This is a genomic window from Salinarimonas rosea DSM 21201 (assembly GCF_000429045.1).
Lineage (GTDB): Bacteria > Pseudomonadota > Alphaproteobacteria > Rhizobiales > Beijerinckiaceae > Salinarimonas > Salinarimonas rosea.
The window spans coordinates 227,217-250,236 of record NZ_AUBC01000007.1; the positions used below are offsets into that span (position 1 = coordinate 227,217).

Annotated in this window: 18 protein-coding genes; 8 read left to right on the forward strand and 10 right to left on the reverse strand. The window is 73.0% G+C overall.

Going from position 1 to position 23,020, the window contains the following annotated elements; genetic code table 11:
• The 9 genes from G407_RS0107625 to G407_RS0107665 form a co-directional block, all read right to left on the reverse strand.
• Entirely contained in the window at positions 1–1,260 is a 1,260-nt protein-coding gene (locus G407_RS0107625) for a Zn-dependent hydrolase (RefSeq protein WP_029030338.1), read from the reverse strand.
• On the reverse strand, positions 1,257–2,648 hold the full coding sequence (locus tag G407_RS0107630) for a dihydroorotase (RefSeq protein WP_029030339.1): 1,392 nt from the start codon (positions 2,646–2,648) through the stop codon (positions 1,257–1,259). The genes G407_RS0107625 and G407_RS0107630 overlap by 4 nt, the downstream gene beginning before the upstream one ends.
• Before the next feature lie 447 nt (positions 2,649–3,095).
• On the reverse strand, positions 3,096–3,833 hold the full coding sequence (locus tag G407_RS0107635) for an ABC transporter permease (RefSeq protein ID WP_029030340.1): 738 nt from the start codon (positions 3,831–3,833) through the stop codon (positions 3,096–3,098).
• Entirely contained in the window at positions 3,830–4,765 is a 936-nt protein-coding gene (locus G407_RS0107640) for an ABC transporter ATP-binding protein (protein WP_029030341.1), read from the reverse strand. Before G407_RS0107640 ends, G407_RS0107635 begins: the two co-directional genes overlap by 4 nt.
• Entirely contained in the window at positions 4,762–5,961 is a 1,200-nt protein-coding gene (locus G407_RS0107645) for an ABC transporter permease (protein WP_052341074.1), read from the reverse strand. The genes G407_RS0107640 and G407_RS0107645 overlap by 4 nt, the downstream gene beginning before the upstream one ends.
• Positions 5,962–6,180: 219 nt before the next feature.
• On the reverse strand, positions 6,181–7,092 hold the full coding sequence (gene osmF / locus G407_RS0107650; protein WP_029030343.1) for a glycine betaine ABC transporter substrate-binding protein OsmF: 912 nt from the start codon (positions 7,090–7,092) through the stop codon (positions 6,181–6,183).
• A 67-nt stretch (positions 7,093–7,159) separates the two neighbouring features.
• Positions 7,160–8,701 carry an aromatic amino acid lyase gene (locus tag G407_RS0107655; protein WP_029030344.1) on the reverse strand — a complete coding sequence of 514 codons (1,542 nt, stop codon included), beginning with the start codon at positions 8,699–8,701 and terminating at the stop codon, positions 7,160–7,162.
• 105 nt (positions 8,702–8,806) lie between these two features.
• Entirely contained in the window at positions 8,807–9,598 is a 792-nt protein-coding gene (locus G407_RS31625; RefSeq protein WP_156917499.1) for a lytic transglycosylase domain-containing protein, read from the reverse strand.
• 193 nt (positions 9,599–9,791) lie between these two features.
• The gene (locus G407_RS0107665; protein WP_029030345.1) at positions 9,792–10,829 is read right to left on the reverse strand and encodes a GlxA family transcriptional regulator; all 1,038 of its coding nucleotides are present in this window, start codon (positions 10,827–10,829) and stop codon (positions 9,792–9,794) included.
• Between the two features lie 237 nt (positions 10,830–11,066).
• Between G407_RS0107665 and G407_RS0107670 the strand changes: the two genes are divergently transcribed.
• From G407_RS0107670 to G407_RS0107705, 8 genes are all read left to right on the forward strand, one after another.
• Positions 11,067–13,577 (forward strand): GcvT family protein, encoded by a 2,511-nt coding sequence (locus G407_RS0107670; RefSeq protein WP_029030346.1) that lies wholly within the window; start codon positions 11,067–11,069, stop codon positions 13,575–13,577.
• A 125-nt stretch (positions 13,578–13,702) separates the two neighbouring features.
• Complete coding sequence (locus G407_RS26355) at positions 13,703–14,716, forward strand: GlxA family transcriptional regulator (RefSeq protein WP_043539169.1); 1,014 nt, start codon at positions 13,703–13,705, stop codon at positions 14,714–14,716.
• Between the two features lie 159 nt (positions 14,717–14,875).
• Positions 14,876–16,132, forward strand: a complete 1,257-nt coding sequence (locus G407_RS0107680; protein WP_029030347.1) for a sarcosine oxidase subunit beta family protein — start codon at positions 14,876–14,878, stop codon at positions 16,130–16,132.
• Positions 16,133–16,144: 12 nt separating this feature from the next.
• Positions 16,145–16,438: a sarcosine oxidase subunit delta gene (locus G407_RS0107685; protein WP_029030348.1), complete on the forward strand. Its 294-nt coding sequence runs from the start codon at positions 16,145–16,147 to the stop codon at positions 16,436–16,438.
• A complete protein-coding gene (locus tag G407_RS0107690) occupies positions 16,435–19,437 on the forward strand; it encodes a sarcosine oxidase subunit alpha family protein (RefSeq protein WP_029030349.1) in 3,003 nt (1,000 codons plus the stop codon). Before G407_RS0107685 ends, G407_RS0107690 begins: the two co-directional genes overlap by 4 nt.
• Positions 19,421–19,984, forward strand: coding sequence for a sarcosine oxidase subunit gamma (locus tag G407_RS0107695; RefSeq protein WP_029030350.1), 564 nt, complete (start codon positions 19,421–19,423; stop codon positions 19,982–19,984). Before G407_RS0107690 ends, G407_RS0107695 begins: the two co-directional genes overlap by 17 nt.
• 26 nt (positions 19,985–20,010) lie before the next feature.
• Positions 20,011–21,378, forward strand: a complete 1,368-nt coding sequence (locus G407_RS0107700) for an L-serine ammonia-lyase (RefSeq protein ID WP_029030351.1) — start codon at positions 20,011–20,013, stop codon at positions 21,376–21,378.
• Positions 21,379–21,453: 75 nt separating this feature from the next.
• Positions 21,454–21,924: an acyl-CoA thioesterase gene (locus G407_RS0107705; protein ID WP_043539171.1), complete on the forward strand. Its 471-nt coding sequence runs from the start codon at positions 21,454–21,456 to the stop codon at positions 21,922–21,924.
• Positions 21,925–21,934: 10 nt separating this feature from the next.
• On the opposite strand, the gene G407_RS26360 is transcribed toward G407_RS0107705, so the two are convergent.
• Entirely contained in the window at positions 21,935–23,017 is a 1,083-nt protein-coding gene (locus tag G407_RS26360) for a sensor histidine kinase (protein ID WP_245259041.1), read from the reverse strand.
• Positions 23,018–23,020: the final 3 nt, after the last annotated feature.

The following is a 23,020-nucleotide window of genomic DNA, read 5'->3' on the forward strand; positions in this document are numbered from 1 at the left end:
TCAGCTCTCCCGAAGGGACGCGTCGAGGCGGACGACCGCCTCGGTGAGCACGGCGGCCCCGAGCGCGATGTCGGCGATCTCCGCCGATTCCTCGGGGGCGTGCGAGCGCCCGCCGGCGCAGGGCACGAAGATCATGCCGGCCTTGGCGAAGCGCGCCATCCATCCGGTGTCGTGCCCGGCGCCCGACGCCATCGGGCGCCGCGAGGCGCCGACCGCGTCGCAGGCGCCCTCGAGGGTGGCGATCACGAGCGGGTCGAGGGGCGTGGGCATGGCGTCGGAGACCCGCGTCGGCGGGGCGATGGCGACGCCCTCCGCCGCGGCCGTCTCCGCCGCGATGCCGGCGACGCGGGCGCAGAACATCTCCATCGTCGCCCGGTTCTCGGCGCGGGCGTCGATCAGCATGCGCGCCCGGGACGGTACGATGTTCGCCGCTCCCGGCTCGATCGCGAACTCGCCGACGGTCGCCGCGAAGTGCTCCGGCCCGGCGGCGAGGCCCCGCGCGAGGGCGCGCACGCCCTCGACGATCCGCGCGGCAGCGACGAGCGCGTCGGCGCGCGATCCCATCGGCGTCGTGCCGGCGTGGTCGGCGCGGCCCTCGACCACGATCTCGAGGCGGGTGATGCCCGCGATGGCCGACACGACGCCGATGTCGACGCGCTCGGCCTCCAGCACCGGGCCCTGCTCGATGTGCAGCTCGAGGAAGGCGCGAACGTCGTCGCGCTTCGCGTCCGCCAGCCGCGCCGCGTCGCCGCCGACCATGGCGAGGCCTTCCGGAAGCGCGCGACCATCGGCGTCCCGCCGCGCGAGCCAGGCCTCCGGGACGAGCCCCGCCATGCCGCGCGAGCCGACGCAGGAGACGCCGAAGACCGTCACCTCCTCGCCCAGGCAGTCGACCACCTCGAGGTCGTGGTCGAGCCTCACCCCCGCCGCATCCAGCGCGCGCGCCACCTCGAGCCCGGCGGCGACGCCGGCGATGCCGTCGTAGCGCCCGCCCGAGGGCACCGTGTCGGAATGCGAGCCGACCATGATCGTGCCGAGCCCCGGCCTGGCGCCGGCGCGCCGGCCGATCAGGTTGCCGGCGGCGTCGATGCGGGTCTCGAGGCCGGCCTCGCGCATGCGCGCCGCGAGGAAGGCGCGGCCCTCGAGGAACATCGGCGTGAAGGCGCGGCGCGTCCACCGCCGGCCGGGCTCGGTCAGCGCGGCGAGGCCGTCGATGTCGGCAGCGATGCGGGTGGGGTCGACCGGGAGGTTGGCTGTCATGCTCTGTCTTCTGTGGGGACGTGCGAAAGCACATGGGTGAGCGGCGGGCGCACGAAGCGTCCGCGCCCGGGATCGGAGACGGTGGTGCCGTCGAACACGCGTTCGCCGCGCGACCAGGTGGCGGCGACGCGCCAGGGGAAGGTCATGCCGTCGTAGGGCGACCAGCCGACGACGTTGTGGCCGCTCTTCGCCGCATCGAACACGATCGGCTCGGGGGTGAGCACGCAGATGTCGGCGTCGCGGCCCGGGGTGAGGGCGCCCTTGACGTGGTCGAGGCGGAAGTGCCGCGCCGGGTTCTGCGCCATCAGCCGCGCCGCCCAGGTCAGCGGCACGCCGCGCGCGAGCGCGCCGGCGACGAAGGCGGGGACCATCGCCTCGAGCCCGGGCACGCCGGACGCATTGTCGAACATGTTCGCGTGGCTCTTGCGATCGAGCGACCAGGAGACGTGATCGGTCGAGACGAGCCAGACGTTGCCCGCCGCCACCTGACGCCAGAGGCCCTCGCGTTCGGCGGCGGAGCGGATCGGCGGATTGGCCTTCCCGCGCCCGCCGAGCCGCGGCATGTCCTCCTCCTCGGCCAGCACGAGGTAGTGGATCAGGCACTCGGCGGTGGCCGCGAAGCCCTGCGCGCGATAGCTCGCCGCGAGGTCGTAGCCGCGGGCGAGCGAGCAGTGCACCACGTGCGCCGGGCAGCCTGTGGCCGCACCCGTCTCGTAGATCTGCGCCATGGCGAGGAGCTCGGTCAGCGGCGGGCGCGAGAGGCCGTGCGCCCGCCAGTCGGCGATGCCCGCCGCCTTGGTGCGGGCGATGCCGGCCTGGACGGATTCGTCGTCCTCGTTGTGCACGCCCGCGACGAGCCCGGTCTTCGCCACTTCGGCGAAGCAGTCCGCCAGGAGCGGCGGGGGGATGCGCGGGAAGCGAGTCGGGTGGGTGCCGAAGGTCGAGAACTTGAAGGCGCACACGCCCGCCTCGACCTGCTCGGGGATACGCGCCGGGCCCTCGTCCGGAGCGATCGTGCCGTAGAGCGCGAAGTCGACCCGCGCCTCGCGCGCGGCGTCCTGCGCCTTCGCCGTCACCTGCGCGGCGTTGTCGACCACCGCGCCCTCGTCGTAGGGCATGTCGACCAGCGTGGTGACGCCCCCCGCCGCCGCCGAGCGCGTCGACCAGGCGAAGCCCTCCTGGCCCTTCTGCGAGAGCGAATGCGTCTGCGCGTCGATGGCGCCGGGCAGGATCAGCGCCCGCCCGAGGTCGTGCTTCTCTCGCGCCGCGGGCGCGACGCCCTCCCCCACCGCCGCGATGCTCTCGCCGCGCACGGCGACCCAGCCGGGGGAGAGGATGCGGCTCGGCAGGACGACAATGCCGGAGAGGACGAGATCGAAGTCGGACATCGGCAGGTCACCTCCAACGCGCGTTTCGAGTTTCGGCGAGGCCGTCCCGTGGACGACGCCGGCAACGCTCTCCCCTCTCCCTCGCGGAGCATCGATTCACGCATCGTCCGCGCCGGCCCGTCTCCTTCCCTGTAGGGGAAGGTGTCGCCGGCGAAGCCGGCGACGGATGGGGCGCGGCGCGAGAGCGACGCGTTCCGCGAAGCGGAAGCCTCGGCGTCCGGTCCCGCCGGTGCTCTTCGGCTTCGCCGAACGCGCGTCCCGCGCGCCCCATCCGTCTCGGCTTCGCCGAGACACCTTCCCCTACAGGGAAGGAGAGGGGTCGGGGGTGCGGAGCGTCGTGGACGCGCGAGACGTCGATGATGCGCCCGGCCAGCTGCACCGACCCGGTCGATGATCCTGCACCCTCCACACCCTCGGCCCTCTGCACGATCGGCCCCTTCGCCCTCATCACGTGCGTCCCATCCTGCGCGCCAGCCGGCGCTCCGTCCACAGGAAGGCGTCGTAGATCAGGACCGCGAGCGCGCCCACCACGAGCCCGCCCTGGAGGATGAAGGCGATGTTGTCGGTGAGCAGCCCCGCGATGATCACCTCGCCGAGGGTCGAGGCGGCGACGGTCGAGCCGATCGTGGCGGTGGCGAGCGCGATCACGGTGGAGAGGCGGATGCCGGCGAGGATCACCGGGAGCGCCAGCGGCAGCTCCACCCGGAGGAGGCGCTGGCGCTCGGTCATGCCCATGCCGTCGGCGGCGTCGCGCACGGTCGGCTGGAGGTTGGTCAGCCCCGTGAGCGCGTTCTCGAAGATCGGCAGGAGGCCGTAGAGGAAGAGCGCGACGAAGGTCGGCGCGGCGCCGAAGCCGAGCGCGGGGACCGCCAGCGCGAGCACCGCGATCGGCGGGAAGGTCTGGCCGATGTTGGCGATCGAGCGGGACAGCGGCAGGAATTCCGTGCCGAAGGGCCGCGTCACCACGATGGCGAGGCCCACCGCCACGATCGTCGCCGCGAAGACCGCGGCGAAGACGAGGGCGAGGTGGTTCACGGCCAGCGTCAGCATGTCCGCCTGCACGTAGATCGGCGGCGCGCCGCGCTCGGTCAGCGGCGCGAAGAGCGGGCCGAAGGCCTCCGGCGCGAGGAGGAAGGCGAGGAGCACGACCAGCGTCGCGGCCCGCAGCACGGTGCCCGCGCTCATGACGGCCTCGCCGCGTGCCGGGCGAGGCCGTCGAGCCGCACGCGCCCGACGACGGCGCCGTCGCGCGCCACGGGCGCCGCCGCCCGGCCGGACCAGAGCAGCTCGGCCAGCGCGTCGCGCGCCGAGAGGCCCGCGTCGAGCGGCTCGCCCGGCGCCTCGCCGGGCTCGGCGAGGTCGCCGACCCGCGCCAGGGACAGAAGCCGGAAGGGCCGCTCGGGCGCCCCGATCAGCTCCTCGACGAACGGCGTGGCGGGCCGCGCGATGATATCCGCGGGCGCCGCGTACTGCAGGAGCGCGCCCGCATCCATCACCGCGATGCGGTGCCCGAGCCGGATCGCCTCCTCCATGTCGTGGGTGACGAGGACGATCGTCGTCCCGAACCGCGCCTGGATGGCGAGGAGGTCGTCCTGCGCCTTGGCGCGGATGATCGGGTCGAGCGCGCCGTAGGGCTCGTCCATCAGGAGGATGTTCGGCTCGGCCGCCAGCGCGCGGGCGACGCCGATGCGCTGCTGCTGCCCGCCGGAGAGCTCGTGCGGCATGCGCTCGCGGAAGGCTGCCGGGTCGAGCTGGAACAGCTCGAGCAGGTCGTCGACCCGCCGCGCCATGCGCTTGGCGTCCCAGCCCAGCAGGCTCGGGACCGTGCCGATGTTCTGCGCCACGGTGCGGTGCGGAAAGAGGCCGTGTCCCTGGATGGCGTAGCCGATGCGCCGGCGCAGCTCGTAGGCCGGGAGCGCGCGGTTGTCCTCCCCGTCGATGCGCACGCTGCCCGATGTGGGCTCGACCAGGCGGTTGATGGTGCGCATGAGCGTCGTCTTGCCCGACCCGGAGGTGCCGACGATGACGGCGATCGTCCCCGACGGCACCGTCATCGAGACGCGGTCGACCACGGTCGCATCGCCGTAGGTCTTGCTGACGGCGTCGATCTCGATCATCCTCGCGCCTCCTTCACGCCCGGGCGCTCGCTCATCTCGACGAGCGCATCGAGCACGATGGCTGCGCCCACCGCGAGCACGACGGTGGGGACGGCGCCGAGCAGGACGAGGTCCATCGCCGTCTGCCCGATTCCCTGGAAGACGAAGACGCCGAAGCCGCCCCCGCCGATCAGCGCCGCGATGGTGGCGAGCCCGATGTTCTGCACGAGCACGATGCGGATGCCCGTCAGGATCACGGGGAAGGCGAGAGGCAGCTCGACGCGGGCGAGGCGCTGGCCGTCCGTCATGCCCATGCCGCGTGCCGCGTCGACGGTCTGGCGCGGCACGCCGTCGAGTCCGACCACGGTGTTCGAGACCACGGGCAGCAGCGAGTAGGCGTAGAGCGCCACCAGCGCCGGCGCCGCGCCGATGCCGGCGATGCCGATCGCCGAGGCGCCGGGCACGGTCGCCGCGATCCAGGCCATCGGCGCGATGAGGAGGCCGAAGAGCGCGATCGAGGGGATCGTCTGGACGATGTTGAGGACGTTGAGCACCGGCCCGCGCAGGCGCGCGGAGCGCGTGCAGGCGATGCCGATCGGCACGCCCGTGAGCGTCGCGAGCGCCAGCGAGCCGAAGGCGAGGACGACGTGGGTGCGCGCCTCGCGCCAGAACGCGTCGGCCCGCGTGGCGTACTCGCGCAGCATCGAGAGGTCGTCCCACGAGCCGGAGAGGAGGATGGCCGCCAGGACCGCCGCCGTGGCGGCGAGGCCCGCGAGCCGCTTCACCGGCGAGAGGGCGAGGCGCGACAGCGCGTCCGCCACCATCAGCGCGAAGGCGAAGAGCAGCAGCCAGAAGCCCGACGCCGGCGAGACCCGGGCGAAGGTGTTCCCCTCCGGCGTGAGGAACGTTCCCGCGCGCCCGACGGCGAGGAGGAGCGCGAGGAGGGCGACGAGACCGGCCGCGAGGCGCAGCCGCACCGGCGTACGCACCAGCGCGACGAGGCCGGCGGCGGCGAGGACGGCGCACAGCGTCCAGGCGATCGCCGGATCGAGTGCGCCGAGGATGTCTCGCGGCTCGCCCAGCACGATCCGGTTCGCCCGGAACGTCGCGAACGGCAGCGCCAGCGCCCCCGCCGCGACGAGCGCCGCGAGGAGCACGCCGAGCTTGTCGAGCGCGAGGCGCGCCGGCGGCGCGGCGGTGGAGATGCCGTGGGCCATGGCCGATCAGTTCCCCGTCATCGGCAATTCACGACGCCGCATGACGGCCGCGACGCTCTCCCCTCTCCCTCGTGGAGAGGGGTCGGGGGTGTGGGGCGTCGCGGTCTTGCGACGGGCTGATCCAGGCCCGCATCCACGTCGGCCGCAATTCTGCACGCCCCACACCCCTAGCCCCTCTCCACCAGGGAGAGGGGAACAGGTCGCGACCTTCATCTCACCTCACTGCACGAAGCCCTCGCGCGTCAGGTAGTCCCGCGCGACCGCGCTCGCGGCCTCGCCGCCGACCTGGACGCGGGCGTTGAGCTCCTGGAGCGTCTCCAGGGTGAGGGACCCGAAGATCGGGTTCAGGATCTCCTCGATCTGCGGGTGCTCCTCGAGCACCGCGGCGCGCACCAGCGGGGCCGGCGCGTAGACCGGCTGGACGCCCTGGTCGTCCTCCATGACCACGAGGCCCGAGGGCTCGATGCCGCCGTCCGTGCCGTAGACCATGGCGGCGTTGGCGCCGGAGGTCTGGCGCGCGGCCGCCGCGATCGTCGCCGCGGTGTCGCCGCCCGAGAGGGTGATCAGCTGGTCGGGGGAGAGCGTGAAGCCGTAGGTCTCCTGGAAGGCGGGAAGCGCCGCGGGCGAGTTCACGAACTCGGCGGAGGCCGCGAGGATCACCTCGCCGCCGCCGGAGACCCATTCGGCGAAGTCGGTCATCGTCGCGAGACCGTTCGCCTCGGCGAGGTCGGCACGCACCGCGATGGCCCAGGTGTTGTTCGCCGGCGCCGGCTGGAGCCAGACGATGTCGTTGGCCTCCCGATCGAGCTCGGCGGCGCGCTGGTAGCCGGCGTCGAAGTCCTTCCAGACCTCCGAGTCCGCCTCGTTGAAGAAGAAGGCCGCGTTGCCGGTGTACTCCGGATAGACGTCGATCTCGCCCGCGGTGATCGCCTCGCGCACGATCGGCGTGCCGCCGAGCTGGATGCGGTCGGTGGTCTCGATGCCGGCCTCGCCGAGCGCGTGGAGGATGATGTTGCCGAGCACGCCGCCCTCGGTGTCGATCTTCGAGGAGACGACGACCTGGGCGTCGGCGGCGGCCGCGCCGCCCGCCAGGATTCCGGCGGCGACGAGGGTGGTGAGGACGGGACGCATGCGGTTCTCCCTTCGAGTCTCGGGGGCCGACATCGCGCCGGCACTGTGGGGAAACGCTCAAGCGCGGCTATCGGATCGGCCGCAGGGCGAAGACGTCGTCCAATTCTGGCAGGGGCGCGAGGGATATCAACTCCCCCAGCACGTTTTCCGAGGCGAGCTCGCCCTCGATCGCCTCCACCTCCGCCGAGAGCGGGCGGTCGACGTCGTAGAAGGCGGCGTGGCGGCGCACGAGCTCGTAGACGTAGCCGGCGACGCCGCGGGGCCTGTCCCCGAGGATGTCCATCGCCTGCGCGGCGAGCAGCCCCTCGAGCGCGGCCATGCGGCGCAGGGCCCGCACCTGGCGATCGACGCGCTCGTTGACGAGCGGCAGGAACGCCGCCTCGTCCTCGAGCCCGCCGGCGACGACGAGGGGCTGGGCGGAGACCGGGTTCGACATCGACAGGATCCGCGTGAACAGCTCGCCCGCGAGCTTGATCACCGGCCCGAAGCCGGTGGCGATCGTGCCGGGCACGACGAGGTTCACGGGAAGGTCGCGGCGCGCGCCGTTGCCGAGGAGGACACAGCGGTTGAAGGAGTTGCGCGCCGCGTGGCAGAGCGCGACCTGCAGCGTCTCCATGAACAGCGTGACGTCGAGCGGCAGCGAGCCGCCGGAGGTCAGCACCTCGCCGTCGATGACGACGGGGTTGTCGTCGGTGCGGCCGGTGGCGGCGAGCACCTTGTCCGCCGAGACGAGGAGGCTCTGGAACAGCGTGCCGAAGACCTGCGCCATCATGCGCAAGGAGAGCGGGTCCTGCACGCTGGTGGCGTGCGGCCAGTCCCAGCCGCGTGCGTTCTCGTAGAGCCAGGCGCCGACGGTGGCCTCGCGCTCGGTCCCGACGTGGGCGACCGCCTTCCACGGCGCACGCGAGGCGCCGAGCGCGCCGGCGGTGGCGAGCCCGGTGGCGAGGAGGATGCGCATCGTGTGCGCCGCGGCGCGCGTCGCCTCGGCCGCGGCGGCGTGGCCGATGGCGTTGACCGAGATCGAGGCGAGCGAATCGCGCGGCAGCAGCCGGATCGGGGAGAGCCCGGCCTGCTGCAGCGCCACCGCCGCAGGCAGGCGCTTCTCCCGGTAGATCGCCTCGCCGACGCCGGTGAGCATGGCGCCGATCTGGCCCATCAGGCCGATGTCCGCGCAGCCGATCGAGCCCGTGCGGCGCACGACCGGGACCACGTCGTGCTCGAGCAGCGCGACATACGCCGCCACCAGCTCCGTCGAGCAGCCGACGCGCCCGGTGAGCGCCGTGTTGATGCGAATGGTGATGGCGTTGCGCACGGTCGACAACGGGAACGGCGCGCCCGTGCCGAAATGGTGGGCGCGCACGAGCCCCGCGCTGAACGTATCGAGCGCGTCCTGCGACCAGGTCACGTCCTTCATCGCGCCGACGCCGGTAGTGGCGCCGTAGACCGGCACGCCGGCCTCGATCGCGCGATCGATGGCGGCGCGCGCCCGGCGCACCCGGGCGAGCGCATCGTCGTCCGCCCGCGGCACCGCGACCCCGGACCCGATGCGCACCATCGTCTCGAAGGAGAGCGGCGCGCCGGTGAGGGTGATGGCGGGCGGGGCGGGCATCGGGGTCTCGCGCGATCGGGCCTCGGCGCGGGGGATGCGCCGGGGCCGATCCTGACCACGGGCCGTCCCGCGCCGCAAGGGCGGGCGCGGCCCGGCGCGACCGCGTCAGTCGAGCGAGGCGAGCTGGACGCGGCTCATCCGGGCCATGACCTTGCGGCCGTAGCCGTTGCAGAAGCTGGCCTTGCGATGGATGCCCATGTTGTAGGCCGAGATGCCGCCGCAGCCCGCACCGTGGCGGTCGATGGAGGCGCGCAGGTAGCGCATGCCGGCCTCGATGCCGGTGGCGCAGTCGCGCAGGTTGCCGGTGACGCCGACCGAGCGGGCGGTCGCGGGCTTCACCTGCATGACGCCGAGCTCGCCGGCGCGGCCCACCGCCGAGCAGCGGTAGTTGCTCTCCACCATCGCCATGGCGTGGGCGAGCGTCGGGTCGATGCCGTGGCGCAGCGCGGCGGCGGTGACCATGGCCTGCACGGATCCGCCCGCGGCGGCGGGCGCGGCGGCGGCGGCGGTCTCGACCACGGTGGCGGTCGCGGCCGGCGCGTCGTCGGCGCGGGCTTCGGCGTCGGCCAGGAAGAAGGCCTTGGCGGGGTGGCTCGCGGCGGCGGGAGCCGGCGCGGCGGCCGTCTCGGGCGCCTCGTCGGTGGCGGGCTGCGCCGTGCCGGTCTCGGTCGCTTCCGCCTGGGCACGCGCGGCCTCGGCGAGGAAGAAGGCCTGCGCGCTCGCCGGGGCGTACGTCGCGGGGGCCGGCGCCGCGTCGGCGGCGGTCTCGACGGCCTCCGGCGCGGCCGTCTCCGCCTGCGCGGCGGCGTGCTCGGCGAGGAAGAGCGCGGCGTTTTCGTTGGCGAGCGCAGGGGTCGCCAGGATCAGGGCGAGCGCGGTCGCGAGAGCGATTCGCATCGTCTCGTTCTCCTAAGGTGATCGTCGTGTCGCGCGGGATCGAGCGCCGCCGGGTTCCGGGGGCTCGCCGCTGGGATCGGCCCCGGTTCTGCGGGCGCCGGTCGATGCGCCGGGAGGGCGCGGGCGTCGGCGCGCCTCGCGCGCCGACGGGTGGGCTTCTCGCGGCGAAGAGGGACGAGAATAAGGCGGCGCGTCAGCCTGCGTCGGCGAGGGCAACGCGCCCGCGTCCGCGGGGCCCGACGGCACCCACCGCCATGCTCTCGCGGGCGCCGGGCTTGCGCTCGGCCGAGGGCGAGCGGCCGAAATGCTCGAGGTAGGTCTTGGAGAAGTACGACGCGGAGACGAAGCCGCAGGACAGCGCGATCTCGAGCACCGGCAGGCTGGTCTGGCGCAGCAGCTGGCGGGCGCGCTGGAGGCGCACCTTCATGTAGTAGCGCGTCGGCGGCTCGCCGAGATACTTGACGAAGAGCCGCTCCAGCTGGCGCTGCGACACGCCCGCGGTGCGGGCGAGGTCGGCGCAGGGCAGCGGCTCCTCCACCGTCTCCTCCATCGTCTGGACGACGGCGAGCAGCTTGGGATGGGCGACGCCGACGCGGGCGCGCAGGTCCATGCGCTGGCGCTCGCGCGCCTCCCGGATGCGATTGTGGATCAGGAGGTCGGTGACCTGCGCGGCGACGTCGGCGCCTCGGTCCTGCGCCACGAGCGAGAGCGCCATGTCGGCGGCGGCCATCCCGCCGGCGCAGGTGAAGCGGTTGCGGTCGATCTCGAAGAGCTCGTCGCTCACCTCGAGATCGGGGAAGTCGGCGACGAGGCCGGACTGGTAGACCCAGTGGATGGTGGCGCGGTAGCCGTCGAGGAGGCCCGCCTTGGCGAGCACCCAGGCGCCCGTGCACACGGCCCCGATCTCCGCCCCGTGCGCGGCGAGGCGTCGCACCGCGGCGATGGTGTCGTGATGATCGAAACCCTGCACGCCGTTGCCGCCGCACACGAAGACCCGGTCGAGCCCCTGCGCGGCGGACATCCGCGCGTCCACGGCGACCGCGACCGCATTCGAGCCGCGCACCGGCTCCCCGTCGGGCGAGTACAGCCGCCAGGAATAGAGATCCCACCCGGTGGCGTAGTTCGCGAGCCGGAACGGCTCGATGGCCGACGTGAAGGCGATCATCGAGAAGTTCGGCGTGAGGAAGAAGCCGAGCGCCAGGGGTCTCTCCGGATCGAACCGTCCCGCCATGCTCGCCTCCACGGCACGAAGCCGACGAAGTGTAGTATTCCCGCCCTGCGTGGCGCAAAAACGGCAACCGTGCGCGGATACCTGTTCCGATCTTCGCGAAAGGCTCGCACCGGCCGATGGCGCCCGCGCGACATCGCACGTCGCCTTCGCGCAAGCGGCGGAGCGGGGGCGTGGCGAGCATGGCCGCGGGTCCGGAGGGGGCCGCGCGGGCGGAGGCGAGCCATGAATGCGGGCGGGATGCGAAGCGAGGCGCGTGTCGTCGTGATCGGCGGCGGCGTGGTCGGGACCGGGACGCTCTACCACCTCGCCAGGAAGGGCTGGTCGGACGTCGTCCTGATCGAGCGCCGGGAGCTGACCTCGGGCTCGACTTGGCACGCGGCGGGGCTCCTGCCGCTGTTCAACATGAGCTACTCGGTCGGGCGCATCCACGAGTACTCGGTCGCGCTCTACGCGACGCTGCAGGAGGAGACCGGGCAGGACGTCGGCTTCCGGCGCGTCTCCAACATCCGCCTGGCGCGAACGAGGGACCGCTGGGACGAGTACATGTACTACAAGAACATCGCCGACACGCTGGGCGTGCGCGTCGAGGTGCTGACCCCCGCGCAGGTGAAGGAGATCTGGCCGCTGTGCGAGACCGACGGGCTCGTCGGCGCCATCCGCCATCCCGACGACGGCTACATCCAGCCCGCCGACCTGACCCAGGCCTTCGCCATCGGCGCCCGCGCGCGGGGCGCGGAGATCCACCGCTTCACCACCGTGACCGGCATCGCGCGCACCGCCGACGGGCGCTGGCGGGTCGAGACCGACAAGGGCGCGATCACCTGCGAGCACGTGGTCTGCGCCACCGGCAACTTCGCCCGCCGGACCGGCGCGATGATCGGGCTCGACATCCCCGTCATCCCGGTCGAGCACCAGTACATCGTCACCGAGCCGCATCCCGAGATCGTCGCCCGCCACCGCCAGGGCCTGCCGGAGATGGGCGTGCTGCGCGAGTCCGATTCCGGCTGGTACATGCGCGAGGAGGCCGGCGGGCTCATCCTCGGGCCCTACGAGGCGGGCGCGCCCTGCTGCTACGTCGACGGGCCCGACGCGAGCAGCGAGTACGAGCTGTTCCAGGAGGAGCTCGAGCGGCTCGGGCCCCACATCGAGGCGGCGATCGCCCGGGTGCCCGCCTTCGGCGAGGTCGGCGTCAAGAAGGTCTACAACGGCGCCATCGCCTACACGCCCGACGGCTCGCCGATCATAGGCCCGGCCTGGGACCTGCCGAATTTCTGGCTCAACGAGGGCCACTCCTTCGGCGTCACCGCCGCCGGCGGCGCCGGCTGGCAGCTCGCCGAGTGGATCGTCGACGGCGAGCCCACGATCGACATGGGCGGCGTCGACCCGCGCCGCTTCGGCCCGCATGCCACGCGCGGGTACCTCAAGGCCAAGAACGAGGAGGCCTACGCCAACGTCTTCACCGTCCACTACCCGGACGAGGAGCGCGCCGCCGCGCGCCCCCTGCGCCGCTCGCCGGTGCACGACCGCATGGCCGCGCTCGGCGCGGTGTTCGGCTGCGTCTACGGCTGGGAGCGCCCGAACTGGTTCGCCCCGGGGGGCTACGGCCTCGACGAGGCGGATCTCGCCAAGGAGGACGTGCTCCTCGCCGAGAACCACCCGCCCCCGAAGGCGGGCGAGCGCCCGCGCGAGCGCTGGTCGTTCCGCCGCTCGAACTATTTCGCGCATGTCGGGAACGAGGTGCGCCGGGTGCACGAGGCGGTCGGCATCCAGGACCTCGGCGCCTTCGCCAAGTACGAGGTCTCGGGACCCGGCGCCGAGGCCTGGCTCGATCGCATCCTCGCGAACCGCCTGCCGCAGAAGACCGGGCGGATCGGGCTGACGCACATGCTCGCGCAGAACGGCGGCGTGCGCGCCGAGTTCACGGTCTTCCGCGAAGGGCCGGAGCGGTTCTACCTCGTCGGCATGGGCTCGGCAGAGCGGCACGACTTCGACTATCTCTCGAAGCTGCGCCCCCGCGACGGCTCGGTCGACCTCGCCCGCGTCACGACGCAGATCGGTGTTCTGGGCCTCGCCGGCCCGCACGCCCGCGAGGTGCTCCAGAGCGTCACCGACACGGATCTCTCGAACGCCGCCTTCCCCTGGCTCACCGGCCGGACGATCGACGTCGGCGTCGCGAACGCCAAGGCGCTGCGGGTCAACTTCGTCGGCGAGCTCGGTTTCGAGCTCCACGTTCCCGTCGAGATGACGGCCTACGTCTTCGACCTGCTGATGCAGGCCGGGACTCCCTTCGGCATCGCGCCCTACGGCGTGCGCGCCATGGACTCGATGCGCCTCGAGAAGTCCTACCGCGTGCTGCCGCGCGAGCTCTCGATCGAGTACGCGGCGCTGGAGAGCGGCCTCGACCGCTTCGTGCGGCTCGACAAGGGCGACTTCATCGGCCGCGAGGCGCTGCTGGCCCGGCAGGCAAGGGGCTTCGCCAACCGCTTCGTAACGCTCGAGGTCTACGACGTCGGCGACGCCGACGCCCGCGGCAACGAGGCGCTCCTGCGCGGCGGCGAGATCGTCGGGCGCGCCACCTCCGGCGGCTTCGGCTGGCGCACGGGCAAGTCGCTGGCGCTCGGCATGGTCCGACCGGACCTGGGCGAGATCGGCACAGAGCTCGACATCGTGATCCTCGGCCGGCCGCACCGGTGCATGGTGATCGGCGAGTCGCCCTTCGACCCGGAGAACGCGCGGCTGCGGGGGTGAGCAGCCGAGCGGCGCGGCGTGCGTTCTCCTTCCCCTACAGGGAAGGAGTATGCAGGCGGATCGCGGTCATGGATCGCCTCGGCCGTCCCGCTGCCGCGCACTTCGATCCAGGGAGGACGTCATCCATGCCCGCAGGCTCCCCCGCAGATCCCCCGCTCGCGCTGCGCGTCGGCTTCGTGCTCGCCCAGAACTTCACCCTCTCGGCGCTCTCGCTCTTCGTCGATCCGCTGCGGCTCGCCGCCGACGAGGGGGACCGGTCGCGGCCGATCCGCTGCTCGTGGGCGATCATGGCGTCGAGCGCCGAGCCGGTGCGGGCGAGCTGCGGCCTGTCCGTGGGGCGCACCTCGCCGCTCTCCGATCCGCGCGGCTTCGACTACGTCGTCGTGGTGGGCGGCCTGCTCCACGGCGGCGACCAGGTCGATGCGCAGACCGAACGCTGGCTGAGGTCCGCGGCGCTGGCGGGCGTGCCGCTCGTCGGCGTGTGCACCGGCTCCTTCGTCCTCGCCCGCGCCGGGCTGATGCGGAACCGCCGGGCCTGCGTGTCCTGGTACCACCACGCCGAGTACGAGGCCGCGTTCGCCGACACGACGCCGCTGTCCGACCAGCTCTTCCTCGTCGACCGGGATCGCATCACCTGCTCGGGCGGCGCCGGCGTGGCCGACCTCGCCGCCTGGCTGATCGAGAAACATCTCGGCCGCGCCGTGGCGCAGAAGGCGCTGCACGTGCTCCTGCTCCAGCACGCCCGCGCGGCGAGCGATGCGCAGCCCCACGCGCTCCCCGTCGAGCGCATCGGCGAGGCGCGGGTCGAGCGCGCGCTCAGGCTCATGGAGCAGAACATCGCCGAGCCCATGACGATCGCGGCGATCGCGGATTCGCTCGCGCTCTCCACGCGCCAGCTCGAGCGCCTGTTCCAGGCGCGGCTGCGGCTGCGCCCGGCGGTGGTCTACCGCCAGCTGCGGCTGCGGCACGCGCGCTGGCTCATCGAGAACACCGCCAAGCCCGTCACCGCCGTCGCGGTGGAGACGGGGTTCTGCGACGCGGCGCATTTCTCCCGCCAGTTCAAGGGCTACTTCAACCTGTCGCCGAGCCTGGTGCGTGCGGCGCGCCCGCAGGAGAGCGAGCCGACGGCCGCGCCGTGAACCGGCCGCGCTTGAGCGCAGGCGACGCGACGTGTCGTAATCACGCAAGAGAACGTCGCGGCCGATCAAGCGGCGGCGGGCGCGCGGGCGCAGGATGCGATCCTGATCCCGCCCCAATGATCCCGCCTCGCACGGGCGGGCGACGAGCGAGTGACCGCCATGCGCCGTTTCAATCTCGCAAACCTGCTCACGGAGGCCGTGCGCGGGCACGAAGGCTGGGGCCGGCAATGGCGCTCGCCGGAGCCGAAGAAGAGCTACGACGTCGTCGTCGTCGGCGGCGGCGGGCACGGGCTCGGCACGGCGCACTACCTCGCCGAGGTGCACGGCATCACGAACGTCGCCGTGCTCGAGAAGGGCTGGATCGGCGGCGGCAACACCGGCCGCAACACCACGATCATCCGCTCGAACTACCTCTACGACGAGAGCGCGCATCTCTACGAGCACGCGGTGAAGCTCTGGGAGGGACTCTCCCGGGACCTGAACTACAACGTGATGTACTCGCAGCGCGGCGTGATGATGCTGGCGCACAACGTTCACGACGTGCAGGTCTTCAAGCGCCACGTCTACGCCAACCGGCTCAACGGCGTGGACAACGAGTGGCTGACGCCGGAGCAGGCGCAGGCCTATTGCCCGCCGCTCTCCATAGACCCGCGCGCCCGCTATCCCGTGCTCGGCGCCGCGCTCCAGCGCCGTGGCGGCACCGCGCGCCACGACGCGGTGGCCTGGGGCTACGCCCGCGCGGCGGATGCGCGCGGCGTCGACATCATCCAGAACTGCGAGGTGACGGGGTTCCGGCGCGATCCCGCCACCGGCGCCGTCACCGGGGTCGAGACCACGAGGGGCTTCATCGGCGCCACGCGGGTGGGTGTCGCGGCCGCGGGGCACACCTCGGTGATCATGGAGCGCGCCGGCGTGCGCATGCCGCTCCAGAGCTTCCCGCTCCAGGCGCTGGTGTCGGAGCCGGTGAAGCCGGTCTTCCCCTGCGTCGTGATGTCGAACGCGGTCCACGCCTACATCTCGCAGTCCGACAAGGGCGAGCTCGTCATCGGCGCCGGCACGGACCAGTACGCGTCCTATTCCCAGCAGGGCGGCCTGCAGATCACGACGCACACGCTCGACGCGATCTGCGAGATCTTCCCGCGCTTCTCGCGGATGCGCATGCTGCGCAACTGGGGCGGCATCGTCGACGTGACACCGGACCGCTCGCCGATCATCGGCAAGACGCCGGTGCCGGGCCTCTACGTCAATTGCGGCTGGGGCACCGGCGGCTTCAAGGCGACGCCGGGCTCGGCCCACGTCTTCGCGCACACGCTCGCCACCGGCGAGCCGCATCCGATCAACGCGCCGTTCACGCTCGATCGCTTCCGCACCGGACGCCTGATCGACGAGGCGGCGGCCGCCGCCGTCGCGCACTGAGGGGCGAGAGTCATGCTGCTGATCACCTGCCCCCATTGCGGTCCGCGGCCGGAACTCGAGTTCCGCTGGGGCGGCGAGGCGCACGTGGCGCGCCCGGCCGACCCGTCGGCGCTGGACGACCGGGCGTGGTCCGAGTTCCTGTTCGTGCGCAACAACCCCAAGGGCCTCTTCGCCGAGCGCTGGAACCACGCCCACGGCTGCCAGCGGTGGTTCAACGCGCTCCGCGACACGCACTCCGACAAGTTCGTCGCCACCTATCCCGCCGGCGCGCCGCGCCCGGACATCGCAGCGGAGGACGCCCGATGAGCGCTCAGGCCTACCGCCTCCCGCAGGGCGGGCGCATCGACCGCACGCGGCCGCTCGCCATCCGCTTCGACGGCGAGACCTACGAGGGCTATGCCGGCGACACCGTGGCGTCGACGCTGCTGGCGAACGGCGTCCACCTGATGGGCCGCTCGTTCAAGTACCACCGGCCGCGCGGCCTCCTCTCGGTCGGGACCGACGAGCCGAACGCGCTGCTCTCGGTCGATCGCGGCCCCGGCCGGGTCGACCCGAACAACCGCGCCGGCGCCGTCGAGGCGGTGGACGGGCTCGTCACCGGCTCGCAGAACCGCTGGCCCTCGCTCGGCTTCGACATCGGCGCGGTCAACGACCTGCTCTCGCCGGTCTTGGTGGCGGGCTTCTACTACAAGACCTTCATGTGGCCGCGCTCGTTCTGGGACAAGGTCTACGAGCCGATCATCCGCGCCGCCGCGGGGCTCGGCGTGGCGCCGGAGGGCCCCGACCCGGACCGCTACGCCCACCGCCACGCCCATTGCGACGTGCTGATCGTCGGCGCCGGTCCCGCCGGCCTCGCCGCCGCGCTCGCCGCCGCGGGCTCGGGCAAGCGGGTGATGCTCGCCGACGAGCAGGCCGAGCCGGGCGGTGCGCTGCTGCACGACCCCCGCGCGACCATCGACGGCCTGCCGGCGCAGGACTGGGTGGCTCAGACGCTCGCCGCCCTCGACGGGCACGAGAACGTGGTGATCCTGCCGCGCACCACCGCCTTCGGCTACTACAACCACAATCACGTCGCCCTGGTGGAGCGGGTCTCCGACCATCTCCCCCTCGACCAGGCCCGCGACCTGCCACGCGAGCGGCTGTGGCAGGTTCGCGCCGGCGAGGTCGTGCTCGCCACCGGGTCGCACGAGCGCCCGCTGGTCTTCGCCGACAACGACCGCCCGGGCATCATGCTGGCGGAGGGCCTGCGCGTCCTCGTCAACCGCTACGGCGTGGCGCCGGGACGCCAGGTGGCGATCGCGACCGTCGGCTCCTCGGCCTACACCGCCGCCGCCGATCTCGCGGCGGCGGGGATCCGGGTGACGATCGTCGACGTGCGGCTCGCGGGGGATTGCGCCGCGGACGTGGCCTTCGCCGCGCAGCACGGCATCGAGGTGCTGGCGGGCCACACGGTGGTGGGCTCGAAGGGCCGCCTGCGGGTCTCCGGCCTGGTCGTGGCGCCGCTGCGCGCCGACGGCTCGGTCGGCGCCCGCCGCACCCTGCCGTGCGACTGCGTCGGCATGTCGGGCCGCTGGACGCCGGCGGTGCACCTGTTCTCGCAGTCGCGCGGCAAGCTCGCCTTCGACGCCGAGCGCGACGCCTTCCTGCCCGGCACGCACGCCCAGGCGGAGCGCTCCGCCGGCGCCTGCGCCGGGGACTACGACCTCGCAGCCTGCCTCGACGCCGGCTTCGCTGCCGGCGCGGCGGCCGCGGGCGTCTCCGAGGCACGCACCTTCCAGGCGAGCCCCACCCGCACCGGCTTCCAGCCCATGCGCGTGCTGCCCACCGATGCCGATCCCGGGCGCGTGCGCGCCTTCGTCGACTTCCAGAACGACGTCACCGCCAAGGACCTGAAGCTCGCCGTGCGCGAGGGCTTCCACGCGATCGAGCACGTCAAGCGCTACACGACGACGGGCATGGCCACCGACCAGGGCAAGACGTCGAACATGAACGCGCTGGGCTACGTGGCGGGGCTCCTCGACAAGGAGCTGCCCACGGTCGGCACGACGACCTTCCGCCCGCCCTACACGCCGGTCTCCTTCGGCGCGCTGGTCGGCCCGAGCAAGGGCGCGCTCTTCGACCCCGTGCGCCGGACGCCGATCGACCCGTGGGCGGAGGCCCATGGCGCCGTGTTCGAGCCGGTCTCGCTGTGGCGGCGTGCCTGGTACTTCCCCAAGGCCGGGGAGGACATGCACGCCGCCGTCGCACGCGAATGCGCGGCCGTGCGCGATGGCGTCGGCATCTTCGACGCCTCGACGCTCGGCAAGATCGAGGTCGTCGGCCCCGATGCCGCCGAGTTCCTGAACCGGATGTACGTCAACGGCTGGTCGAAGCTCGCGCCGGGCAAGTGCCGCTACGGGCTGATGCTGAAGGAGGACGGCTTCATCCTCGACGACGGCGTCGTCGCGCGCCTGGCGGAGGATCGCTTCCACGTCACCACCACCACCGGCGGTGCGCCGCGGGTGCTGGCGCTGATGGAGGACTACCTCCAGACCGAGTGGCCGGACCTCGACGTGTTCCTCACCTCGGTGACCGAGCAATGGGCGGTGATCGCCCTGCAGGGCCCGCGCGCCCGCGACGTGCTCGCGCCCTTCGTCTCCGACATCGACCTCGGAAACGAGGCGCTGCCGCACATGTCCGTGCGCGAGGGCTTCGTCTGCGGCGTGCCGGCGCGGCTGATGCGCGTCTCCTTCACGGGCGAGCTCGGCTACGAGGTCAACGTGCCGGCCGACTACGGCCGCGCGGTGTGGGAGGCGCTGTGGGAGGCGGGACGGGAGCTCGGCATCACGCCCTACGGCACCGAGACCATGCACGTGCTGCGCGCCGAGAAGGGCTTCATCATCGTCGGCCAGGAGACCGACGGCACGGTGACGCCCGACGACGTCGGGCTGGGCGGCATGGTCTCGAAGGTGAAGCCCGATTTCGTCGGCAAGCGCTCGCTCGCGCGGCCCGACCTCGTGGCGGGCGGCCGCAAGCAGCTCGTCGGGCTCGAGACGGAGGATCCGCACGAGCGGCTCGACGAGGGCGCGCAGATCGTGCTCGACCCCTCGGCCCCGGTGCCGGTGCCGATGCTCGGCCACGTCACGTCGAGCTATTTCAGCCCCGCCTGCGGGCGCACGATCGCGCTGGCCCTCGTCGCCGACGGCCACGCGCGGATGGGCGAGACCATCCACGTCACCACGATGGCCGGCTTCGCCCGCGCCACGATCCGCGACACCGTCTTCGTCGATGCGGAAGGAGTGCGCGTCCATGCTCGAGATTCGTAACCGGGCGACCCGCGCGGCGCCCTTCCCGCTCGCCGCGGAGACGATCGGCGGCGTCACGATCGCGCCGAGTCCCCCGCGCACGCGCCTGTCGCTGCGCCTTCGCCCTCTGGCTGCCGCGGGAATCGGGAGCGTCGCGGGGCTGGTGCTCGACGGGCCGATCGGCTCGACCAGCGAATGCGACGGCCGCCGCGCCCTGCGGCTCGGGCCGGACGAATGGCTCCTCGTCGCGGACGCCGACGAGGGCGACGAGCTCGCGGCCCGCGTCATCGGCGCGCTCGCCGGCACGGTCCACGCGCTCGTCGACGTCGGCCACCGCTCCTGCGGCCTCCTCGTGAGCGGTGCCGGCGCGGCGACGGCACTTTCCGCCGGCTGCCCGCTCGACCTCGCGCCGGAGGCGTTCCCGGTCGGCAGGGCGACCCGGACGGTTCTCGCCAAGACGGAGATCCTGCTCTCGCACCTCGACGCGGACACGTTCGAGGTGGAATGCTGGCGCTCCTACGCGGACTACGTCCGCGGCTTTCTCCTCGAGGCGGCGCGCGGCCTGTGAGCCGCCGCGGCGGAGCGTGACGGGCCATGATCAGCGTCTTCGAGCTCTTCAAGATCGGTATCGGCCCCTCGAGCTCGCACACGGTCGGCCCGATGGTGGCCGCCGCGCGGTTCCTGGCGGACCTGCGCGCGCTCCCCGCGCCACCGGCGCGGATGGCGGTGAGCCTGCACGGCTCCCTCGCCTTCACCGGGCGCGGGCACGCGAGCGACACGGCGATCTGCCTCGGGCTGCTGGGCGAGCGGCCCGACACGGTCGATCCGGACGCCGTGCCCGGCCTCGTCGCCGGGCTCGCGCGCGACGGCGCCATCCGCGTGGGCAACCGGGACGTCGCCTTCGACCCGGACGCGGACCTCGTCCTCGACACCGCCGAGATGCTGCCCGGCCACACCAACGGCATGCGCTTCCGCGCCTTCGACGAAGCCGGCGCGCTGGCGCTCGAGCGCGTCTACTACTCGATCGGCGGCGGCTTCGTCGTCGGCGAGCAGGCCGCGGACACGGGAGCGTCGGCACCCATGGAAGTCGCCGCTCCGCTGCCCTTCGACAGCGCGGACGCGCTGGTGGCGCTGTGCCGGGCGCGCGGCGTCGACATCGCGGCGGTCCAGCGCGAGAACGAGACGGCGCTGCGGCCCCTCGACGAGGTGGAGGCGGGGCTCGACCGCATCGCCGCGGCGATGCTCGCCTGCATCGAGCGGGGACTCTCCACCGGCGGCACGCTGCCGGGACGCCTCAAGGTCCGCCGCCGCGCGCGGGACCTCCACGCCCGCCTCCAGGCCGGCGAGCGGGCCAACATCCGCTCGCCGAGCGAGGTGATGGACCGCGTCTCGACCTTCGCCATCGCGGTGAACGAGGAGAACGCCGCCGGCGGGCGCGTGGTCACCGCGCCGACCAACGGCGCGGCCGGCATCGTCCCGGCGGTGCTGCGCTACCTGCGCGAGATCTGCGGAGAGACGTCGCCGGAGACGACGCGCACGTTCCTGCTCACGGCGGCCGCCATCGGCGGGCTGATCAAGCGCAAGGCCTCGATCTCGGGCGCGGAGGTCGGCTGCCAGGGCGAGGTCGGCTCCGCCGCCTCGATGGCCGCCGCCGGCCTCGCCGCGGCGCTGGGCGCGACGCCCGAGCAGGTCGAGAACGCCGCCGAGATCGCCATGGAGCACCATCTCGGCATGACCTGCGACCCCGTCGGCGGCCTCGTGCAGATCCCCTGCATCGAGCGCAACGCCTTCGGCGCCATCAAGGCCATCGCCGCCGCCTCCCTCGCGCTCCACGGCGACGGCGTCCACCACGTCTCCCTGGACTGCGTCATCGAGACGATGCGCCAGACCGGGCTCGACATGCAGTCGAAGTACAAGGAGACGTCCCAGGGCGGGCTCGCGGTGAACGTCGCGGAGTGCTGAGGCGCGCCGCGCCGCCCCCCCCCCCGCGGGTGACGCCGCGCAGAGCCGGGCCTATGCTCGGTCTCCGCCGCATCGATGGAGGAGACCCGATTGCCCCGCCAGCCCCGCCCCGCGCGCGCCGCCTACGCCGTGTTCCGGCCGATCCAGACGCGCTGGATGGACAACGACGTCTACGGCCACGTCAACAACGTCGTCTACTACAGCTACTTCGACACGGCGGTGAACGGCTGGTACGTCGACGCGGGCCTGCTCGACGTCGCGACGAGCCCCGTGGTCGGGCTCGTGGTCGAGACGTCCTGCGCCTATTTCGAGAGCGTCGCCTTCCCGGACGCGCTGGAGGCCGGAATCGCGGTCGCACGGCTGGGAAGCTCGTCGGTCACCTATTCGGTGGGGATCTTCAAGGCGGGTGCGCCCGAGGCCGCAGCGGCGGGGCGGTTCACCCACGTCTTCGTTTCACGTGAAAACAGCCGGCCGGTGCCGATCCCCGAGGACACCCGCGCGGCACTGGAACGCCTCGCGCGCGCGGCACCCCCGCCGCCGCCCTGAGGACGGCGCCTCACCCCACCCGGCGGGCCGGATCCTCCTGCGTCTCCTCCTCGACCGCGAAGCGCAGCATCACCTTCGTCCCGCGGTGGCTCGGATCGAACTCGAGCCTCGACTGGAGCGCCGACGCCATCGACTTGATGATCCGCGTCCCGAGCCCGCTCCCCGTCGCCGGCTCCTCGCCGCGCCAGCCGGCGCCGTCGTCCTCGACAACGAGCCGGGCCATGCCGCTGCCGTCGCGCACGAGGAGCACCCGGACCTCGCCGCCGGCTCCCGCCGGATAGGCGTATTTCACGGCGTTGGTGACCAGCTCCGCGACGATCACGCCCAGCGAGACCGCCTTGTCGGTGGGCATCGGGACGCCCTCCGCCTGGACCTTCAGCTCGTGGCGCTCGCCCTGCGCCTGGAGGGCGGCGGCGAGCTCCTCGATCAGCCCGCGCAGGTAGGCGTCCATCGACACCGCGCGGATGTCCGGCGAGGTGTAGAGCCGCCGGTGGATCTGCGCGATGGCGGTGATTCGCGACTGCGTCTCCACGAGCACCGAGCGTGCACCGGGATCCGTCACCAGCGACTTCTGCATCGAGACCAGCGAGGAGACGAGCTGGAGCGAATTCGCCACCCTGTGGTTCACCTCGCGCAGCAGCATCTCCGCCCGGTCGCGCTGCTCGCGCACCTCGCGCTCCGCCGCCTCCTTGGCGCGGCGCACGCGCTCCTGCGACAGGGACTGGCCGATGCCGGCGACGAGCAGGTCGAAGAACGCGCCGCCCACGTCCTTGACGATGTAGTCGGCCGCGCCGGCCTTCAGCGCCGCGACGGCGATGCGGCCCTCGTCGGCGCCGGTGACGTAGACGACCGGGGGCGGGTCGGGCAGGGCGCGGATCTCGGCGAGAACCTCGAGCCCTTCCTTGCCCGGCATGAAGTGGTCGAGGGCGACGACATCGAAGCCGCCCGTCGCGAGTGCGGCGACGCCGTCGTCGCCGCCGAGCGCGAAGCTGACCGCGATGCCCTTGCGGGCCAGCGTGCGCTCGACCAGGCGGCCGAAGGCGGGGTCGTCGTCGATGTAGAGGAGGCGCACGCCTTCGAGCTGGTAGGGCACGAT

What these genes read in the sequence shown, in the direction of transcription:
- G407_RS0107625 (WP_029030338.1), bottom strand. Translation starts at nt 1,260, where the DNA reads ATGACAGCCAACCTCCCGGTCGACCCCACCCGCATCGCTGCCGACATC.
- G407_RS0107630 (WP_029030339.1), bottom strand. Translation starts at nt 2,648, where the DNA reads ATGTCCGACTTCGATCTCGTCCTCTCCGGCATTGTCGTCCTGCCGAGC.
- G407_RS0107635 (WP_029030340.1), bottom strand. Translation starts at nt 3,833, where the DNA reads ATGAGCGCGGGCACCGTGCTGCGGGCCGCGACGCTGGTCGTGCTCCTC.
- G407_RS0107640 (WP_029030341.1), bottom strand. Translation starts at nt 4,765, where the DNA reads ATGATCGAGATCGACGCCGTCAGCAAGACCTACGGCGATGCGACCGTG.
- G407_RS0107645 (WP_052341074.1), bottom strand. Translation starts at nt 5,961, where the DNA reads ATGGCCCACGGCATCTCCACCGCCGCGCCGCCGGCGCGCCTCGCGCTC.
- osmF (WP_029030343.1), bottom strand. Translation starts at nt 7,092, where the DNA reads ATGCGTCCCGTCCTCACCACCCTCGTCGCCGCCGGAATCCTGGCGGGC.
- G407_RS0107655 (WP_029030344.1), bottom strand. Translation starts at nt 8,701, where the DNA reads ATGCCCGCCCCGCCCGCCATCACCCTCACCGGCGCGCCGCTCTCCTTC.
- G407_RS31625 (WP_156917499.1), bottom strand. Translation starts at nt 9,598, where the DNA reads ATGCGAATCGCTCTCGCGACCGCGCTCGCCCTGATCCTGGCGACCCCT.
- G407_RS0107665 (WP_029030345.1), bottom strand. Translation starts at nt 10,829, where the DNA reads ATGGCGGGACGGTTCGATCCGGAGAGACCCCTGGCGCTCGGCTTCTTC.
- G407_RS0107670 (WP_029030346.1), top strand. Translation starts at nt 11,067, where the DNA reads ATGCGAAGCGAGGCGCGTGTCGTCGTGATCGGCGGCGGCGTGGTCGGG.
- G407_RS26355 (WP_043539169.1), top strand. Translation starts at nt 13,703, where the DNA reads ATGCCCGCAGGCTCCCCCGCAGATCCCCCGCTCGCGCTGCGCGTCGGC.
- G407_RS0107680 (WP_029030347.1), top strand. Translation starts at nt 14,876, where the DNA reads ATGCGCCGTTTCAATCTCGCAAACCTGCTCACGGAGGCCGTGCGCGGG.
- G407_RS0107685 (WP_029030348.1), top strand. Translation starts at nt 16,145, where the DNA reads ATGCTGCTGATCACCTGCCCCCATTGCGGTCCGCGGCCGGAACTCGAG.
- G407_RS0107690 (WP_029030349.1), top strand. Translation starts at nt 16,435, where the DNA reads ATGAGCGCTCAGGCCTACCGCCTCCCGCAGGGCGGGCGCATCGACCGC.
- G407_RS0107695 (WP_029030350.1), top strand. Translation starts at nt 19,421, where the DNA reads ATGCTCGAGATTCGTAACCGGGCGACCCGCGCGGCGCCCTTCCCGCTC.
- G407_RS0107700 (WP_029030351.1), top strand. Translation starts at nt 20,011, where the DNA reads ATGATCAGCGTCTTCGAGCTCTTCAAGATCGGTATCGGCCCCTCGAGC.
- G407_RS0107705 (WP_043539171.1), top strand. Translation starts at nt 21,454, where the DNA reads ATGGAGGAGACCCGATTGCCCCGCCAGCCCCGCCCCGCGCGCGCCGCC.